This window comes from Marinoscillum pacificum (assembly GCF_024714495.1).
Taxonomy (GTDB): domain Bacteria; phylum Bacteroidota; class Bacteroidia; order Cytophagales; family Cyclobacteriaceae; genus Marinoscillum; species Marinoscillum pacificum.
In genome coordinates this window covers 60210-75910 of sequence record NZ_JAMZMJ010000012.1, presented here as the reverse complement: position 1 = coordinate 75910, position 15701 = coordinate 60210, and the positions used below count along the sequence as shown (strand labels likewise).

The 15701-nt window shown below is 39.2% G+C and carries 18 protein-coding genes; 9 read left to right on the top strand and 9 right to left on the bottom strand.

Annotated elements, in window-relative coordinates; genetic code table 11:
* The first annotated feature begins 252 nt into the window (after positions 1-252).
* The 4 genes from NXS00_RS21185 to NXS00_RS21170 all read left to right on the top strand — a co-directional run bounded on the left by NXS00_RS21185 (position 253) and on the right by NXS00_RS21170 (position 4589).
* On the top strand, positions 253-1305 hold the full coding sequence (locus NXS00_RS21185; protein WP_258101276.1) for a sensor histidine kinase: 1053 nt from the start codon (positions 253-255) through the stop codon (positions 1303-1305).
* 3 nt (positions 1306-1308) lie between these two features.
* Entirely contained in the window at positions 1309-2028 is a 720-nt protein-coding gene (locus NXS00_RS21180) for a LytR/AlgR family response regulator transcription factor (RefSeq protein ID WP_258101275.1), read from the top strand.
* Between the two features lie 63 nt (positions 2029-2091).
* On the top strand, positions 2092-3672 hold the full coding sequence (locus NXS00_RS21175) for a peptide chain release factor 3 (protein WP_258101274.1): 1581 nt from the start codon (positions 2092-2094) through the stop codon (positions 3670-3672).
* Positions 3673-3707: 35 nt separating this feature from the next.
* Positions 3708-4589: an alpha/beta hydrolase gene (locus tag NXS00_RS21170; RefSeq protein ID WP_258101273.1), complete on the top strand. Its 882-nt coding sequence runs from the start codon at positions 3708-3710 to the stop codon at positions 4587-4589.
* Here NXS00_RS21170 and NXS00_RS21165 read toward each other — a convergent pair.
* Positions 4582-5226, bottom strand: coding sequence for an ATP-binding cassette domain-containing protein (locus tag NXS00_RS21165; RefSeq protein WP_258101272.1), 645 nt, complete (start codon positions 5224-5226; stop codon positions 4582-4584). The two genes, NXS00_RS21170 and NXS00_RS21165, sit on opposite strands and share 8 nt — an antisense overlap.
* The gene (locus NXS00_RS21160) at positions 5213-5512 is read right to left on the bottom strand and encodes a hypothetical protein (protein WP_258101271.1); all 300 of its coding nucleotides are present in this window, start codon (positions 5510-5512) and stop codon (positions 5213-5215) included. Before NXS00_RS21160 ends, NXS00_RS21165 begins: the two co-directional genes overlap by 14 nt.
* On the opposite strand from NXS00_RS21160, the gene NXS00_RS21155 reads away from it, so the two are divergent.
* From NXS00_RS21155 to NXS00_RS21145, 3 genes are read left to right on the top strand one after another with little or no spacing between them, the layout of a single operon-like run.
* Positions 5513-6208: an RluA family pseudouridine synthase gene (locus tag NXS00_RS21155; RefSeq protein WP_373418677.1), complete on the top strand. Its 696-nt coding sequence runs from the start codon at positions 5513-5515 to the stop codon at positions 6206-6208. It abuts the gene before it with no gap.
* Positions 6192-6488, top strand: coding sequence for a DUF6787 family protein (locus NXS00_RS21150; protein ID WP_258101269.1), 297 nt, complete (start codon positions 6192-6194; stop codon positions 6486-6488). Before NXS00_RS21155 ends, NXS00_RS21150 begins: the two co-directional genes overlap by 17 nt.
* 1 nt (position 6489) lies before the next feature.
* Positions 6490-7452: an aminodeoxychorismate synthase component I gene (locus NXS00_RS21145; RefSeq protein WP_258101268.1), complete on the top strand. Its 963-nt coding sequence runs from the start codon at positions 6490-6492 to the stop codon at positions 7450-7452.
* 51 nt (positions 7453-7503) lie between these two features.
* On the opposite strand, the gene NXS00_RS21140 is transcribed toward NXS00_RS21145, so the two are convergent.
* The 5 genes from NXS00_RS21140 to NXS00_RS21120 form a co-directional block, all read right to left on the bottom strand.
* Entirely contained in the window at positions 7504-7917 is a 414-nt protein-coding gene (locus NXS00_RS21140) for a SiaC family regulatory phosphoprotein (protein WP_258101267.1), read from the bottom strand.
* Positions 7918-7947: 30 nt separating this feature from the next.
* Positions 7948-8424, bottom strand: coding sequence for a hypothetical protein (locus tag NXS00_RS21135; RefSeq protein ID WP_258101266.1), 477 nt, complete (start codon positions 8422-8424; stop codon positions 7948-7950).
* A gap of 461 nt (positions 8425-8885) precedes the next feature.
* Positions 8886-9299 carry a SiaC family regulatory phosphoprotein gene (locus NXS00_RS21130; protein ID WP_258101265.1) on the bottom strand — a complete coding sequence of 138 codons (414 nt, stop codon included), beginning with the start codon at positions 9297-9299 and terminating at the stop codon, positions 8886-8888.
* A gap of 24 nt (positions 9300-9323) precedes the next feature.
* A complete protein-coding gene (locus NXS00_RS21125; protein ID WP_258101264.1) occupies positions 9324-9800 on the bottom strand; it encodes a hypothetical protein in 477 nt (158 codons plus the stop codon).
* Between the two features lie 184 nt (positions 9801-9984).
* Complete coding sequence (locus NXS00_RS21120; RefSeq protein WP_258101263.1) at positions 9985-11253, bottom strand: CHASE2 domain-containing protein; 1269 nt, start codon at positions 11251-11253, stop codon at positions 9985-9987.
* A gap of 34 nt (positions 11254-11287) precedes the next feature.
* Between NXS00_RS21120 and NXS00_RS21115 the strand changes: the two genes are divergently transcribed.
* On the top strand, positions 11288-11887 hold the full coding sequence (locus tag NXS00_RS21115) for an aminotransferase class IV (protein ID WP_258101262.1): 600 nt from the start codon (positions 11288-11290) through the stop codon (positions 11885-11887).
* Here the strand turns inward: NXS00_RS21115 and NXS00_RS21110 are convergent.
* A complete protein-coding gene (locus tag NXS00_RS21110) occupies positions 11871-12302 on the bottom strand; it encodes a SiaC family regulatory phosphoprotein (protein ID WP_258101261.1) in 432 nt (143 codons plus the stop codon). The genes NXS00_RS21115 and NXS00_RS21110 overlap by 17 nt on opposite strands.
* A 212-nt stretch (positions 12303-12514) precedes the next feature.
* Positions 12515-12961, bottom strand: coding sequence for a SiaC family regulatory phosphoprotein (locus tag NXS00_RS21105; protein ID WP_258101260.1), 447 nt, complete (start codon positions 12959-12961; stop codon positions 12515-12517).
* Between the two features lie 267 nt (positions 12962-13228).
* Here NXS00_RS21105 and NXS00_RS21100 point away from each other — a divergent pair, with 267 nt between their 5' ends.
* The gene (locus tag NXS00_RS21100; RefSeq protein WP_258101259.1) at positions 13229-15691 is read left to right on the top strand and encodes an ABC transporter permease; all 2463 of its coding nucleotides are present in this window, start codon (positions 13229-13231) and stop codon (positions 15689-15691) included.
* Positions 15692-15701 lie beyond the last annotated feature (10 nt).

Genomic DNA, 15701 nt, shown 5'->3' with positions numbered 1-15701 from the left:
TTGTGGTTAGGCGGCTGTTTCAAGCAGCCTCGACATCTAATTAAGATAGTGTTAAGAATTCTTGAAAATTTATTCGCAGTACGACAAGGTTCTATCGCTGAATGACATACGATTTACTACGAACCGCATTCAAGCTATTAGGCGCTAAAAACCAGCTGTTTAGATAAAATAAAGGCGATTCCAAGCAAAATAAGCAAAAATGCACTAGTCTTATGATATTGAACATATTCTGCCCTTTACAGCAACCTGAAATTGAATAAACTTAAAGAACATAGAGAAACACTCGGACACATCATTTTTTGGGTGAGTTACTTTTCATTCAACTATGTACGGTGGGGTCATTACTTCGATGATTACGAATATTCGATCAAATCCAACCTGGTAGAATTCCCTATTCATATCATCCTGTGTTATTTCCATTTGTATTGGTTGATACCAAGATTGTTATCTAAAAAGAAGATCACTCTTTACATTATTGGGTTGTTCGTCTCTGTATTGGTCATGTCCTTTGTGAAGATATTGTTAACTTATGGATTGGTGACCACTAACATTTGGCCAGAGTCTGCTTATGAGGAAACCAACTTGTTTGGATTAAGCTATATCATCACCGTATATGTTGGTGAGCTCTATATTGTTGGAGTAACCGCTGCCATTAAGTTGATGATAGATCGACTGAAAGAGCGAGATGCGCAGAGAGAGCTAGAAAAAAATAGCCTGGAAACGGAATTGGCCTATCTAAAAAGTCAAATTCAACCGCACTTCTTCTTTAATACGCTCAATAGCTTGTATGCTCTAACCCTGGAGAAATCCGAATTGGCACCTAATACGATTTTGAAGTTATCGAATCTGATGAGTTTCGTGATCTATCGAGCGAAAGCCGATGTGGTTAGTTTGATGGAAACGGTGACTCATATGAAAAACTTCATTGAGCTGGAAAAAATCAGGTTTGGATCAAAACTCAACATAGACTTTGAAATAAGCGGAGAGCTTGATGGTAAAATTCCACCATTGATTCTTTCACCGTTTGTAGAAAACAGCATCAAACATGGAGGATTATCTCCTGAAGGAACGATTGACATCAACATCAAACTTCACGTACAAGAAAAAACCTTGATCTTTGAAGTTGAGAATTGGTTGAAAAACTACAAAGATTCCGAAGAAAATGAACGTCTAAATGGAGAAGGAATTGGCCTGGAAAACACCATTCGTAGACTAAAACTCCTTTACAAAGACAATTATCAACTGGATATTGACCAGATAAATGATAAGTTCAAGATACATTTGACCCTACCACTGAATGAGTAGCTTATGCAAATAAAGTGTTTGATTATAGACGATGAGCCATTGGCCATCAAAGTCATAGAAAAATATGTAGATGAAGTAGATGAGCTTCAATGTGTTGGGAAATGTGAAAACGCATTGGAGGCACTAAAAATGCTGCAAGAAAACAAAGTAGACCTTATTTTTCTGGACATCAACATGCCCAAACTGACCGGCATGGAGCTATTACAAACACTAAAAGATCCTCCACTAGTAGTCATCACTACTGCTTATCGTGAATATGCAGTAGAAAGCTATGATTATGATGTTGTGGATTACCTGGTCAAGCCTATTGAGTTTCCACGGTTTTTCCGAATGGTACAGAAGGTCATGGGACGTCTGAAAATAAAGCCAAACTCTCCACAGCCACAACCAACCACATCAAATGATCCCAAACAAGATCATTTATTCCTTAAAGTGGATAAGAAAATGGTGAAGGTATTCTTAAAGGATATCCTCTATGTGGAAAGTCTGAAAGATTATGTGATGGTGCATACCATCAACGAAGATTTGATAGTACATCACAACTTGCAGTCGTTTACTGAGCTATTACCAGCCGAAACTTTCATGCGAATTCATAGAAGTTACACGGTTTCTTTAGAGAAAATCAAAGCGATTGATGGCAACCAGGTAGAGATTGGCGGCAAATACTTACCAATAGGCAGAAACTATCAGCCTGAGGTTAAGAGTAAGATTCTCAATAGCTAACCAATCCGATTCACACGATTTTGTGGTAGAATCAATTAACTTTGCGCCCTGAATTGACAGGGAATGACATTAGAACAGGAAATACAGAAGAGACGAACATTCGGAATTATTGCACACCCGGATGCTGGTAAAACCACACTTACTGAAAAACTCTTGCTATTTGGTGGAGCGATTCAAACCGCTGGTGCCGTAAAGTCCAACAAGATTGACGTAAGTACTCGATCTGACTGGATGGACATAGAAAAGCAAAGAGGTATTTCCGTTGCTACTTCCGTGATGGGTTTTGACTATAAAAACCTAAAAATTAACATCCTGGATACTCCTGGTCACGAAGACTTTGCTGAAGACACCTACCGTACATTGACTGCTGTGGACTCTGTAATCATGGTTATTGACTGTGTGAAAGGGGTGGAGCAACAAACCGAGAAACTCATGGAAGTTTGTAGAATGCGAAACACGCCTGTTCTGTGTTTTATCAACAAACTGGACCGTGAAGGAAGAGATGCCTTCGATCTGCTAGATGAAATTGAGGAAAAACTCAACATCAAGGTTCGTCCAATGAGTTGGCCAATAGGAATGGGTAAATCCTTACGTGGTGTTTACAACATGTATGAGAACAACCTAAACTTGTACGAGCCTAATAAAACGAAAAAAGTAACTGAAGTAGTAGAAATCAAAGGAGTCGATGATCCAAAACTAGATCAACAACTACCAGAATCTGCAGTAAAGACCCTTCGTGAAGAAGTTGAGTTGGTTAACGGAGTTTATGATCCGCTGGATGTCAATGCATATTTGAACGGAGAAGTTGCGCCTGTATTCTTTGGAAGTGCTGTCAACAACTTCGGAGTGAGAGAACTCCTGGACTGCTTCATCGATATCGCTCCATCTCCAAAAGCTCGTGAGACAGAAGAGCGTTTGGTGGAGCCAAATGAAAAGAAATTCAGCGGCTTCATTTTCAAGATTCACGCGAACATGGATCCGAAGCACCGTAACAGAATTGCTTTTGCAAGAATTTGTTCAGGTGTTTTCAAAAGAGGTACCAATTACTACAACGTAAGACAGGACAAGCAATTCCGTTTCTCCAATGCAACCGCCTTCATGGCACAGCAGAAGGAAACAGTGGATGAGGCATTCCCTGGTGACATTGTTGGTTTGTATGACACTGGAAACCTGAAAATTGGGGATACACTTAACGAAGGAGAAAAAGGGATCTACAAAGGAATCCCATCGTTCTCACCAGAGCTTTTCCGAGAAGTGATCAATATGGACGCTATGAAGTCCAAACAACTTGAAAAAGGACTTAACCAGCTAATGGATGAAGGAGTAGCGCAGCTATTTACTTTTGAGATGGGTTCTAGAAAAGTGGTTGGAACTGTTGGAGCACTACAGTTTGAAGTATTGCAATACCGATTGCTCAATGAATACAACGCCAAGGCTCGTTTTGATGGAGTGAACATCTACAAAGCATGTTGGATCAGTGCAGAAAACCCTGCTAAGTTAGACGCATTTGTGAAGGACAAATACCGTCACATCGCCAAAGACAAAGAAGGAAAATTGGTATTCATGGCTGAATCCAAAGCTTGGTTACAGATGGTTCAGGACAACTTCCCAGACATCAACTTCCACTTTATCAGCGAGTTCTAAACAACAAGTCGGATATTTACATCGTTAGGTAGACTATGAAACTTCATAGCTACCTCTCCATCATTGTTCTGATTTGTATATCTTCCACGAGCCACGCAAAGCTCACAATGACGGCACATGGCCGAGGAGCTCATGAGTACTGGCTGATATACGACGCTGATCAGGATATCAACAAAAACCTGGTGGTGTTTCTCCATGGCTATGGAGCTTCCAATCCTGGATGCTATGGAGGATGGATCAAATCGCTCACCGAGCAAGGAAATGCCGTGGTTTTCCCGAAATTTCAAATTGGCACTTTCCTTCCCAGAACAAACGCATTTACCCATAGAACAGAAGAAGTGATTCGTGACGCAAAGAAACAACTCAATTCGGATCATCAAGTAGATGTGACTTCTTTGATCCTGATTGGACATTCCATTGGTGGAGTCATCGCTTCTAATATTGCCAATAACCATAATGAAAATGGTCTTCATGTTTCTGGCTTAGTACTGTGCCAACCGGGATTCAAATACCTAAAACTTGGTGCACATGACACCTATAAAAGGATAGATTCCAATACTTTTTTGATGGTGATAACTGGAGAAAAGGACCATGCGGCTGGACGCAAATTTGCGAGTCATGTTTACGAATCTGCGCACCTGCCCACAAATAAAACACGATGGATAGAGCATCAAGAAGTCAAGACAGAATCTTTGCAATTGAGTGCTCATCACAAGGACCCCGTTTCACCACTGAAAGAACTTGACTCGAGAAATAGAAATCTGGTAATCGGTGGAGCGTATTTATTTTGCGAAACAGATCTAGTTGATCAAAATGCGTTTTGGAACCCTAGTATAGATTTGATCCATGCTGTTAACAGCTCTCAGCAGACATTAGAACTCACCGAATCGCCTGATTGGATCGTTTCCCTTAACTAATATAACCCATATCTCTTAGCTCTTGTACCTCAGTCACTGGTCGAATACTCTGGTTTCTTAATAGGTATAATCGATCAGTTGTTGCCAGGATGGACTTGTATTGATGATCCGTTAGTAGCACTCCTTTATATTGTGCAACTTCCTTGATAGTAGGAATCAATCGCTCCACCAACACCGGCGCTATAAATGAGAACGGCTCATCTAGCAGAATAAATGGAGCTGGTGAATAAAGTACAATCAACGTCTCGATAAACTTTGAGATGCCACCGGACAACTGATCAAACTGAAACTCTAAGTATTCCAAGACCTCTGGATGCTTTTGCATTTGCTGAAAATCAGCTTGATAAAGCTCACATGCTTTTCGAATGGTTAAAAATCCTGGGAACAATCCCTCTTGAGGCATGAACATCACCTGACTAGATTCAAAAGGAGTAGCATGATAAACGCCATCAATTCGAACGGATTGATTTTCACCTTTCAAAGAGCCGAAAATTACTTTGAGTAAGGTCGACTTACCGCACCCATTTCGTCCCAAAAAACCTACAGCTTCTCCTACATATACCTTCAAATAGACATTACTCAATATGGATCGATCTCCATATTTGAAATTGACGCTATCTATTTCAAGTAATTGCATAAACAAGTGCGTAAAAAACGAAAGTGATGAAAGAATCGATCAGAAGCGTATAAAGGATCAATGATTTAATCGTCCATCCCATGTTGTGATAAAAGTACAATCGTTCTTTTCTAGACTGATAATACCATAGCCCTAAGACCGCATAGCCAATGATTTTGATCCAAAATAGATAGGGATAACTCTTCGCTTCAAAGAACCATAGGTAGTATCCACCTGCCAGAGTAAAAATGAAATTGTAAACAATAAAATCTCTGAACAGTATTGTAAGTAGTTTTGCCTTTTTCAAATGATAGTCGTGAAAGATCCTCAAGTTATATACGAAGACAACCACTTATTATTATTGAACAAGCCATCTGGATGGTTAGTGCAAGGTGATAAAACCGGAGATAAAACACTTACGGACTGGGGCCGGGAATACATCAAAAAGAAATATAATAAACCAGGAGAGGTCTTTCTTCATCCTACCCACCGACTAGACCGACCTGTGAGTGGAATCACTGTTTTTGCACGAACCAGCAAAGCTTTGGAGCGAATGAACAAGCTCTTCAGAGATGACAACATCCAAAAAACTTACCTCGCTGTAGTAAAAGGAAAACCCGAAAACGATCATGGAAAGTTGATTCATTGGCTATACAAAGACGGTCAAAAAAATTTAGTCAAAGCCTATAAAAAACCAATGGGCAGTGCCAAGGAAGCCGAGCTTGATTATGAACTTTTGGGAAATGAAGATAAGCATTCGCTTCTCAAAGTAATGCCTAAAACGGGTCGTTCACATCAGATCAGAGTGCAGCTAGCTTCTATGAAAACAAGTATTAAAGGCGATTTAAAATATGGATATCCAGAAGCAAATCCTGACAAAAGCATTCATTTGCATGCCTTTCAAATTAGTTTTGTGCATCCCGTAAAAAAAGAATCAGTAACTTTTACCTGCACTCCTAAATGGAGAGAGTTCAAACATCAAATAGATGGGCTGGATAGATAAACTACAAAATAGATGGAATCTCAAAAATGGCTGGCAAGTAGTCATTGTGCTTGTTGTATTTGCATGCACAGGATTCACTGTACTGTTCTTAAAAAAGCCAATCGTCGCATTCTTCACTTCTGAGGGTGAACAAAACATTTGGTTTACAGTCATTTACTACATCCTGATTCTTCCAATATACAATGTGATTTTACTTTTCTATGGGTTTGTTTTTGGCCAATTTCAATTCTTTTGGCAGTTTGAAAAGCGCATGTGGAACCGAATGACAGGTAGGAAGTAACATGTTAATTAGACAGGCTGCTATTACCCAAATGAATAATTTGGGCAGAGCGAAAACCCCATTTTTCTTCTTCACAGATTTCTTAGGAACCAAAGCATTTGTAAAACCTCTCTCTGAGTTACCAAATGATGTAGAGTTTACATTCCGATCGGAACAATCTGGCAATAAGGATAGTCAGTGGCCGTTTTCTTTTCAGAAATACCCGATCTCTTTTCAAGAGTTTTTGCCCGCATTCAACTATGTCGTCAATCAGATCAATATTGGCAACTCCTATTTGGTTAACTTGACATTTGAGACGCCAATTGAGACCAACTTGAGTATTGAGGAAATCTACGAGATGGTTTCCGCCAAGTACAAGATGCGCTTTCAGGATCAGTTTGTATTGTTTTCACCAGAAACTTTCATTCAAATAAAGGAGAATAGAATCTACTCCTATCCTATGAAGGGAACCATTGACGCCACGATCCCTGATGCAGAAAAAATCATCCTGAATGACCCTAAAGAAACGGCTGAACATGTCACTATTGTTGATTTGATTCGAAATGACCTCAGTCAAATTGCCAAAAGAGTGACAGTGCCCAAATTTCGATTTATTTCGAAAATCATCACGCATGAAAAATCGCTGTTTCAGGTAAGTTCAGAAATTGCTGGCGAGCTGAGTGAAAACTGGCAAAGCCAACTGGGAGACATCTTATTTAAGCTATTGCCTGCAGGTAGTATTTCTGGCGCTCCAAAGAAAGAAACGATCCGAATAATCACTGAAGCAGAAAATTATGATCGCAACTTTTACACTGGAGTGTGTGGCGTTTTTGATGGTGAGTCTTTGGACTCAGGTGTAATGATCCGTTTCATCGAAAACAAGGACGGATCATTGGTTTATAAAAGTGGTGGCGGAACCACATCTTTCAGTAAAGCCGAAAGTGAATATCAGGAAATAATAGACAAGGTTTACCTTCCGATATAAAAAAAGCCGACCACTAAGTGGCCGGCTACATCACCATGAAACTAATAAAACTCACCTAATCTTTAATCTCAAATCGTATAGTTCAGCAAAATCCCTAATGGTATCAAGCATCTCTACTTCAGCTCCTGCTACACTCCAGACAACATCGACTTTGGTTCCTAATTGTTGCTCTTTGCTAACGAAGCGTAATAAGCTGAATAATATTTTTAGCGTTGATGGACCAAACTTGGTGAAGTTTAAATGAAGTTCACCTCTTCGTTTAGTTCTCAAATTGTATTTAAAATCTCCTAAAACGCGATCGTAGAATTGAACAATGTTTTTTCTTGTAGATGATCCTTTGATCGTTAAGGCATTTCTTGTTTTGTCATACTTCACAAACGGAGTTGTGAATGTTGGCTCGATAATATCCTCTGCTACTAAAGCGTGCAGTACAGAATTAAGAGAATAATTGATCGCACTTAACATCGTCTTGTCAATTTTAAATTTTTCTACTGATTAATTAGAAGCTAACACTCCACCTTTGCTTCCAGCGTTTAATCGGATAGTAATCATACCTTGTACTGTAGGCCTCATGGCACGTACACCAAGTCCTGCACCTACTTTTACCTGTTTGATTGGTGATACGCTCGTCAGCAAACTTGGAGTAATGGTGAAGTTCTCGCCGTTGCTTACTCCTGTTCTTACATTGAAGCCTAAATCAAAGAATTGCCCTGAAACGACCGGATAGGTAAAATAGGCTCCATAAAATTCTTTTTCGCAGTTCCAGGGAGTGGATTCTTCTGTCAACATACCGTCTACTGCCTTTTGGAAAAAACCTCCAATTTCAATTCCTGATTTGGTATTGAAACCTAGAGCTGACCCTACTTTTGGACCAACTTCTGTTTGCTCGATGTAGCTTTTAAGAGATAAGTCCTGTCCGAATGCGAATGTTGCTATTACTACTAGTGCGAATGTTGTGAATATAGTTTTCATGGTCTCTTTGTGTTTTAATTACAAATCAAAGTTGCCACTTTAACTACCTGAAAACGAGAGCGAAACACTGAATTCAAAAAACGCGAGACAGCCTCAAAACAAATGAGGGATACGGCTAGGGACATTACGCATCTATGACACTAAGTACTTCTCGTAGACACACGAGATTTACGCGTGTAACACCTTCAATCAACCTCCAAATCGACATTTTGAAGAACTTTCTCATTCATACCACTGATTGAATTGAATAGTCATTAACTACAGAACCCATAGAATTGAACCCAATAATCCTGGCAATAAGGTCAAAGGTGGTTTCAAGAAGAGGACAGGATCATTACTCGACTTATAGCTTGTGATACTCAAAGTGAAACAGGCTGTTTAAAAATCAAATATTGATACAAAAAAACAGCCGACCACTTGCGTGGCCGGCCATATCACCATGAAACTATATACTAAAACACTTACTTTATTTTGATCTTCAGATCAAATAGCTCAGCAAAGTCCCTTGCTGTGTCTATCATATCCTCTTCCGAATTATACACATCCCATTGGATGGCTACAAGGTGACCTGCATTCTGCGCATCCAGCAAACTTCTGAACAGGTCAAACAATACTTTGGCAGTCGAGGTATTGAACGTCTTGAAGTTCAAGTGCAATACACCCGTATTCATTTGTTTGATTTTTTGTTTGAACTCCTTCAACACTTTGCCATAGAATAACTCTATGTTGTCTCTTGTTGAGGTTCCTTTTATCATTAGGTAGTTGCTGCTTCGGTCATACTTCACATAGGGAGTAGTCAACGTTGGCTCGATGATCTCTTCAATTGTACTTGCGAAAATCGCTAAACTCAAGGAATAGTTTAATGCGCTTATCATCGTCTTATTAATTTTTACCACTGATTAATTAGAAGCTAACACACCGCCTTTACTTCCAGCGTTCAATCGGATAGTAATCATACCTTGTACTGTAGGTCTCATGGCACGTACGCCAAGTCCTGCACCTACTTTTACCTGTTTGATTGGTGATACGCTCGTCAGCAAACTTGGAGTAATGGTGAAGTTCTCGCCGTTACTCACTCCTGTTCTTACATTGAAGCCTAAATCAAAGAATTGTCCTGAAACAACCGGATAGGTAAAATAGGCTCCATAAAATTCTTTTTCGCAGTTCCAGGGAGTGGATTCTTCTGTTAACATACCGTCTACTGCCTTTTGGAAAAAACCTCCAATTTCAATTCCTGATTTGGTATTGAAACCTAAAGCTGACCCTACTTTTGGACCAACTTCTGTTTGCTCAATGTAGCTTTTAAGAGATAAGTCCTGTCCAAATGCGAATGTTGTTATTACTACTAGTGCGAATGTTGTGAATATAGTTTTCATGGTCTCTTTGTGTTTTTATTACAAATCAAAGTTGCCACTTTAACTACCTGAAAACGAGAGCGAAACACTGAATTCAAAAAACGCGAGACAGCCTCAAAACAAATGAGGGATACGGCTAAGGACATTACGCATCTATCACACTAAGTACTTCTCGTAGACACACGAGATTTACGCGTGTAACACCTTATTCTTTCCAAAAATGGCGGTTTAACTTAAAGAGTTGAGATCTCTTTTTTCTAGAGAACAGGTTTTTGACCACCCCATGATAGACCTCAATAGAGTCTCCAGAAAGAGCTATCACCACTAACAGTAGAGTTAGTTCGGTTTTGTAATTATGGCTGATAAACATGTAAATGCTTAATAAAGTCAAGCTAGCCACCAATACCAATTGAACAATCTTAGTGATTCCATCATACCAGCTAGGCAAGGCTCCATACACCCACTTGAAGCAAAAGACAGTTATCAAACAACCAAAAATGGCTAACACAATTCCATAAGAAGATGGCATGTATTCAATGTAATCCTCTTCCAATATCATCGAAACAGTATTAGCATGAATAACGCCACCAAACATATCAGGCTCAGATTTACCAACGTAGTTCTTATTTAATGGTGTAAAATATAAATCCTGACGTGTGTTCATGTCACCGATATAATTTCCTAAAAAGCACATGATGACCACTTTGTCTTTAAGCAGATCTTCAGTAAAGTTCTCATCAAACACCTCATGAATATCCAATGCAAAGTATTTGGTCCCAAACTCTGATCGACCAAAATCCATCACATTTCCTCTATAATTGATGGTTTCAATCAAGTTATTGCGATCGAGAAAGACCTGAGTTGCTTCTGGATCTTTATATTGTGCCAGCTTTACTGCGAATGCCAGTTGTTCTTCTTCTATTCCTCGCACCTTCGCTCTTAAAACCAATTCTCGACAAAACTTGACATCATCCTGATTTTCTGCGTCAGTCAACAAATTCACAAAACCAAAATCTGCGTGCTCTGCTAGTCGAGGCACCGGAATAACTAATGTATCAAACCCATATCCCTTAGTATCATCCATAACAGGCAGCCTCAACTCACTACCAATAACCACATTGTCATACATGGCTAGCGTTTGTGCAAACACACTATCCTCAGCATATGATTTTGGTACAGAAAAGGTGACATCTACGCCAATCACAGCAGGTTGATACTGCTCCAAAATTTGAATCATGTAGCCTATTTCTTCACGGTTAGCATTAGAAATATTGACAACAACTATATCTTCACTAGCAAGTGGAGCTTCTCTCAATTGAGACATGACTAAGTCACTCATCTCAAAATCAGCGAACATTTCTCCAACAGGATCTAAAACATCAAATATTCGAAAATAAGTGACACTGGAGAATAAGCCCATTAAACTAAAAATGAAAAGAGAGCATAAGACAGTATCCAATAGAAATCGTCTCATAACGGCGGATTAGGTTATCTTAACGGTAAGTGAAATGAATCTAGATCAGAAATTTATAGAATCCATCTGTTTTCAACACGGTGAATATCAATTAATTAAATATCACCAGAAGAGAGTCAACCGAACTTTTGAAAAGTTTTACCCAAATATCCACCCCATTGATCTGGCAGATGTTTTACCAAAAATCGATTTTGATGAACGCCACAAAGTACGTGTAGTGTATTCGCAGGACGTAATTGATATTGAATACTCAGAATACAAGGTAAATCCGATCAAATCCCTAAAAGTAGTTCAGGACGACACAGTAGAATATGAGTATAAGTTTGAAGATCGGCAATACCTTACGAGTCTCTTTCAAAAACGTGGTGCTTTTGACGACATCATCATAGTGAAGAATAACTTAGTCACAGATTCTTACTATGCCAACCTGGCTTTTTATGACGGCTCCAATTGGCTTACTCCAAAAAGTTATCTACTACCTGGGGTAAAGAGGCAATATTTATTGGAAATGGGGCTGATCTCCGAGATAGAGATTTCCTTAGTCGATATTCAGTCATTTCAAAAGATATCGCTAATCAACGCCATGTTGAATCTCGGGGAAATAGAAATTCCGGTTTCTAGTATTGAACTCTAGTCAAAACGTTTTCTGTACCTACTTTAAACAATTGTTCAAAATCTTGAGCTATATCTAACAAGTGAGCATCAAACGGACTGATAAACCATTTTACTTTAATACTAGCTCCACTCTTCTTCACCCGTCTCACATATGTGAAAAGCTCGAATAACATCTTCACATTCGCGAAATCAAGATCAGACAAGAAAATACCTACAATCAGCTCTTGCTTCTTCTCAAGATGCATTGCTAATTGACTTTTAATTGGAAAATAAAAGTGATGCAAATCCCTTTGCGTTATTTTTCCTTTTAAGATCAATGTTCCATTTATCGGGTCGAATTTCACGGGTGAATTGTGAGCTTTAGTTGTTTCAGAATAATTGCCATGCGGCTTAGACACACGTAAACCTGTGTGAACAATCTGGTTGGTGTTCATAATCGTGATAGTTATAGTTTCAATAAATACTCAAAGTGGTTACGATCACTAAATTATTGTATCAATCAAGGAATTATTAGAGCATTTTACTCATCTTGAAAGATTACGCAATTCACCTGAATGGATAGGCACTTCCCCTATTTACAAAAAAAGAGGTGCACTATTGTGCACCCCTTAATCGCTAAAACCTAACTAACAACTAATCTAAAAACCTATTTCGTTAATACTTTGAAATCCAAATCGTACAGGTCTGAAAAGTTCAAACCTGTATCGATCATTTCAGGATTGGTGGCATCAACTCTCCAAATCACCTCTACATTGCCACCTGTTAATTTCTTTAGCTCCAGGTATTTGAATAGGTCAAACAATACCTTTAGAGTCGGCAAATTCATGTTGATCAAACTCACTTCAACAGTTACCGATCTGCTAGTGAGCGCATCATTTTTTAACATAGCCATGATTGGCTTATAAAAGTCTTCCATGTTTGTGGATATAGAGTTTCCACGTACCACAAGTGAATTATGACTTTTGCTGTATTTAATCAATGGGGTAGTTGACGTTGCATCCAGAACAAACCCTTGTGACTGTGATGAAAAACCTGTCATAGTATTGGTATAAGATGTCAGGTAACTTGGGGCTGCGATGCTTGAAGTTGTCATATTTTTTAGTCTTTTAGTCGGTTTGCGTTTATTTGTCATAACTACAATACAAAGATGAGAATGACGCAAGAGGATTATAAGAGGGTATCGCCTAAACATTGAAATTACGCGTTTCCCTTAAAGCCTACGTAAATTCATCATAATATCGAACAAAACTGTCCATATTCGAGCAGTCATCCAGCACACCAAAACACACAACACATTATTTATCAACCACTTACATTATGTGGCAGCAATTTTGGTATGGTAAATCCAAACCGAAAGTCCATGTTTAAGAATTTACTCACAGTTGCTATCCGCTCTATTCAAAGACAAAGATTCTTTGCCTTTATCCATATACTAGGCCTATCTCTAGGGATTATGGTATGCATTACCATCGCCCTTTATACTAGTTATGAATTGCAGTACGACAAGTTTCACTCCAATGCAGAGCGTATCTACAGAATCAATCAAACCTTCATCTGGGGAGATGACGATGCTCTGTTTGGCTCCACTGGACCTGCTGTAGTTCATGCTTTGCGTGAAGAAGTACCAGAATTCGAAGCACTCACGAGGGCACACCCAACTGGACCTCAGGTGATCAGTCGCTCTATTGGCTCTCAACCCATTGTATTTGAAGAAGAAAAAGTCCTAGCTGTCGATGAGAACTTCCTGGAGATCTTTACATTCCCTCTCTTACAAGGAGATCAATCAACCGCTCTTTCTAGCCCAAATTCGATAATTCTCACAAAAGAAACAGCCAAGAAATACTTCAAGGATCAAGAAGCACTCGGCGAATATTTGGAAATAGGTGAAGGTGCGGATAAAAAATCATATAAGGTTACTGGTATCACCACAGATGTACCTCCTACATCTCATATTGAGTTTGATTTCCTTATTTCTATGACTTCTCTTCCAAATGTAGCAGATAGAAGAGATTCCTGGATGTGGACCACTTTTGTGACATTCGGATTACTTAGAGAAGATGCAAACCCAACTTCAGTTGCTGATAAAGTAGCGGCAGTCCCTGGTAAATACCTGGAAGCATTCCTGCAGAAGTATAGAGGTATCAGTTATCAGGAGTTTATTGCATCCGGTGAGGAATGGGATCTTTATATCCAACCTCTCTTAGACATTCATTTGCGGTCTACTAATGTTTATTCCAGACTGAATCAGGTCGGAAACATTCAGAATATTTATGTCTTATGGGGAATTGGCAGCCTAATTCTTATTCTCTCACTAATCAATTTCATCAACCTCTCTACCGCCAAATCTGCCAGCCGTGCAAAGGAGGTGGGCATTCGAAAAGTTATTGGATCAGGCAGATCTAATCTTATCTACCAATTCCTGACGGAATCCCTGATTTATGTAGTTGCTTCAGTTCTTATTGGCTTTTTCTTAACTGAGCTTATTCTTCCATTCTTCAACGGTATTGTGGACACAGAATTAACAACATCTACAATGCTCTCACCAATTGCATTACTCACAATCGTGTTTTCTACACTTCTTGTAGGGATGCTAGGTGGACTTTACCCTGCATTTTACTTATCATCATTTCAGCCAGCCAAAGTGCTTAAAGGAAAGCTTTCTCTCGGCCTGAAAGATGGAAAGATTAGAAATATACTCGTAACAGCGCAATTTGCCATTAGCATCACTATGATTGCCTGTACACTCATAGTTAAGGATCAAGTGAGCTACTGGATGAATTATGATCTTGGGTTTGACAAGGAAAATAAAATCATTGTAGAGCATGTGAATAGATTGGGCTCAGAATCTCAGATGGAAACTTACCGAAACGAACTCTTATCTAACCCTAAGGTGAAATATGTGAGCATCGTTAGTGATACTCCTCCTATGATCTTTGACTTTGACAATTTCAAGAGGCGAGGAGACAAAGACTATAACCTGTCTGTAAACTACCTCACCGCTGATGAATCATTCATTCCTAGTTTTGATATCCAACTTATCGAAGGTCGGGGTTTAGAAAAGTCCTTTTTTGACTCTACGAACATTGTAGTGAATGAATACTTTGTGAAGGCATTCGGATTCGAATCCAATCTAGATGCTATTGGGGAAGACATTCAGTACCATTCTGTGGATTTCAAAATAGTGGGTGTTATGAATGATTTCAACACCTCGCTTTCGCAAACGAAATACCCAGTGGCCATTCTAGATCATAGCGCCCCTATTTTTAGAAACCCTCAAACAAAGATGGTTGTAGACCTTAATGAATCAGCTACAAGCGATGAGATACAAGATATCTTGAATTCTGCTGAAAGCAAATGGCAGACGATTACTGCAAAAAGTCCATTCTCCTACACATTTGCTGATCAAGAATATGCTGAGATTTTTACCCAAACCATCAATTTCGGAAAGTTGCTAACAGCCTTCTCAATACTCGCAGTGATCATCGCTTGTTTAGGCTTGTTTGGACTAGTAGCTTATGTCATAGAAAAAAGAACAAAGGAAATTGGCGTAAGAAAAGTACTAGGAGCTACGGTAGCCAATATTTGGATGATGCTTTCCAGTGATTTTGGAAGGCTCTTGCTAGTCGGCTTTATCATTGCCGCACCACTTAGCTGGTATATGATGAGTCGGTGGATTCAAAACTATGAATTGCGTACAGACATCTCTCTATTCACAATTTTTATGGCGGGCCTATTAATGGTACTCATCGCAGTGCTATCCACCAGCATTCAAACGATCAAAGCGTCCAGGTTAAATCCTGTGGATCAGCTTAAAGAGGAATAAAAAAAGGGAC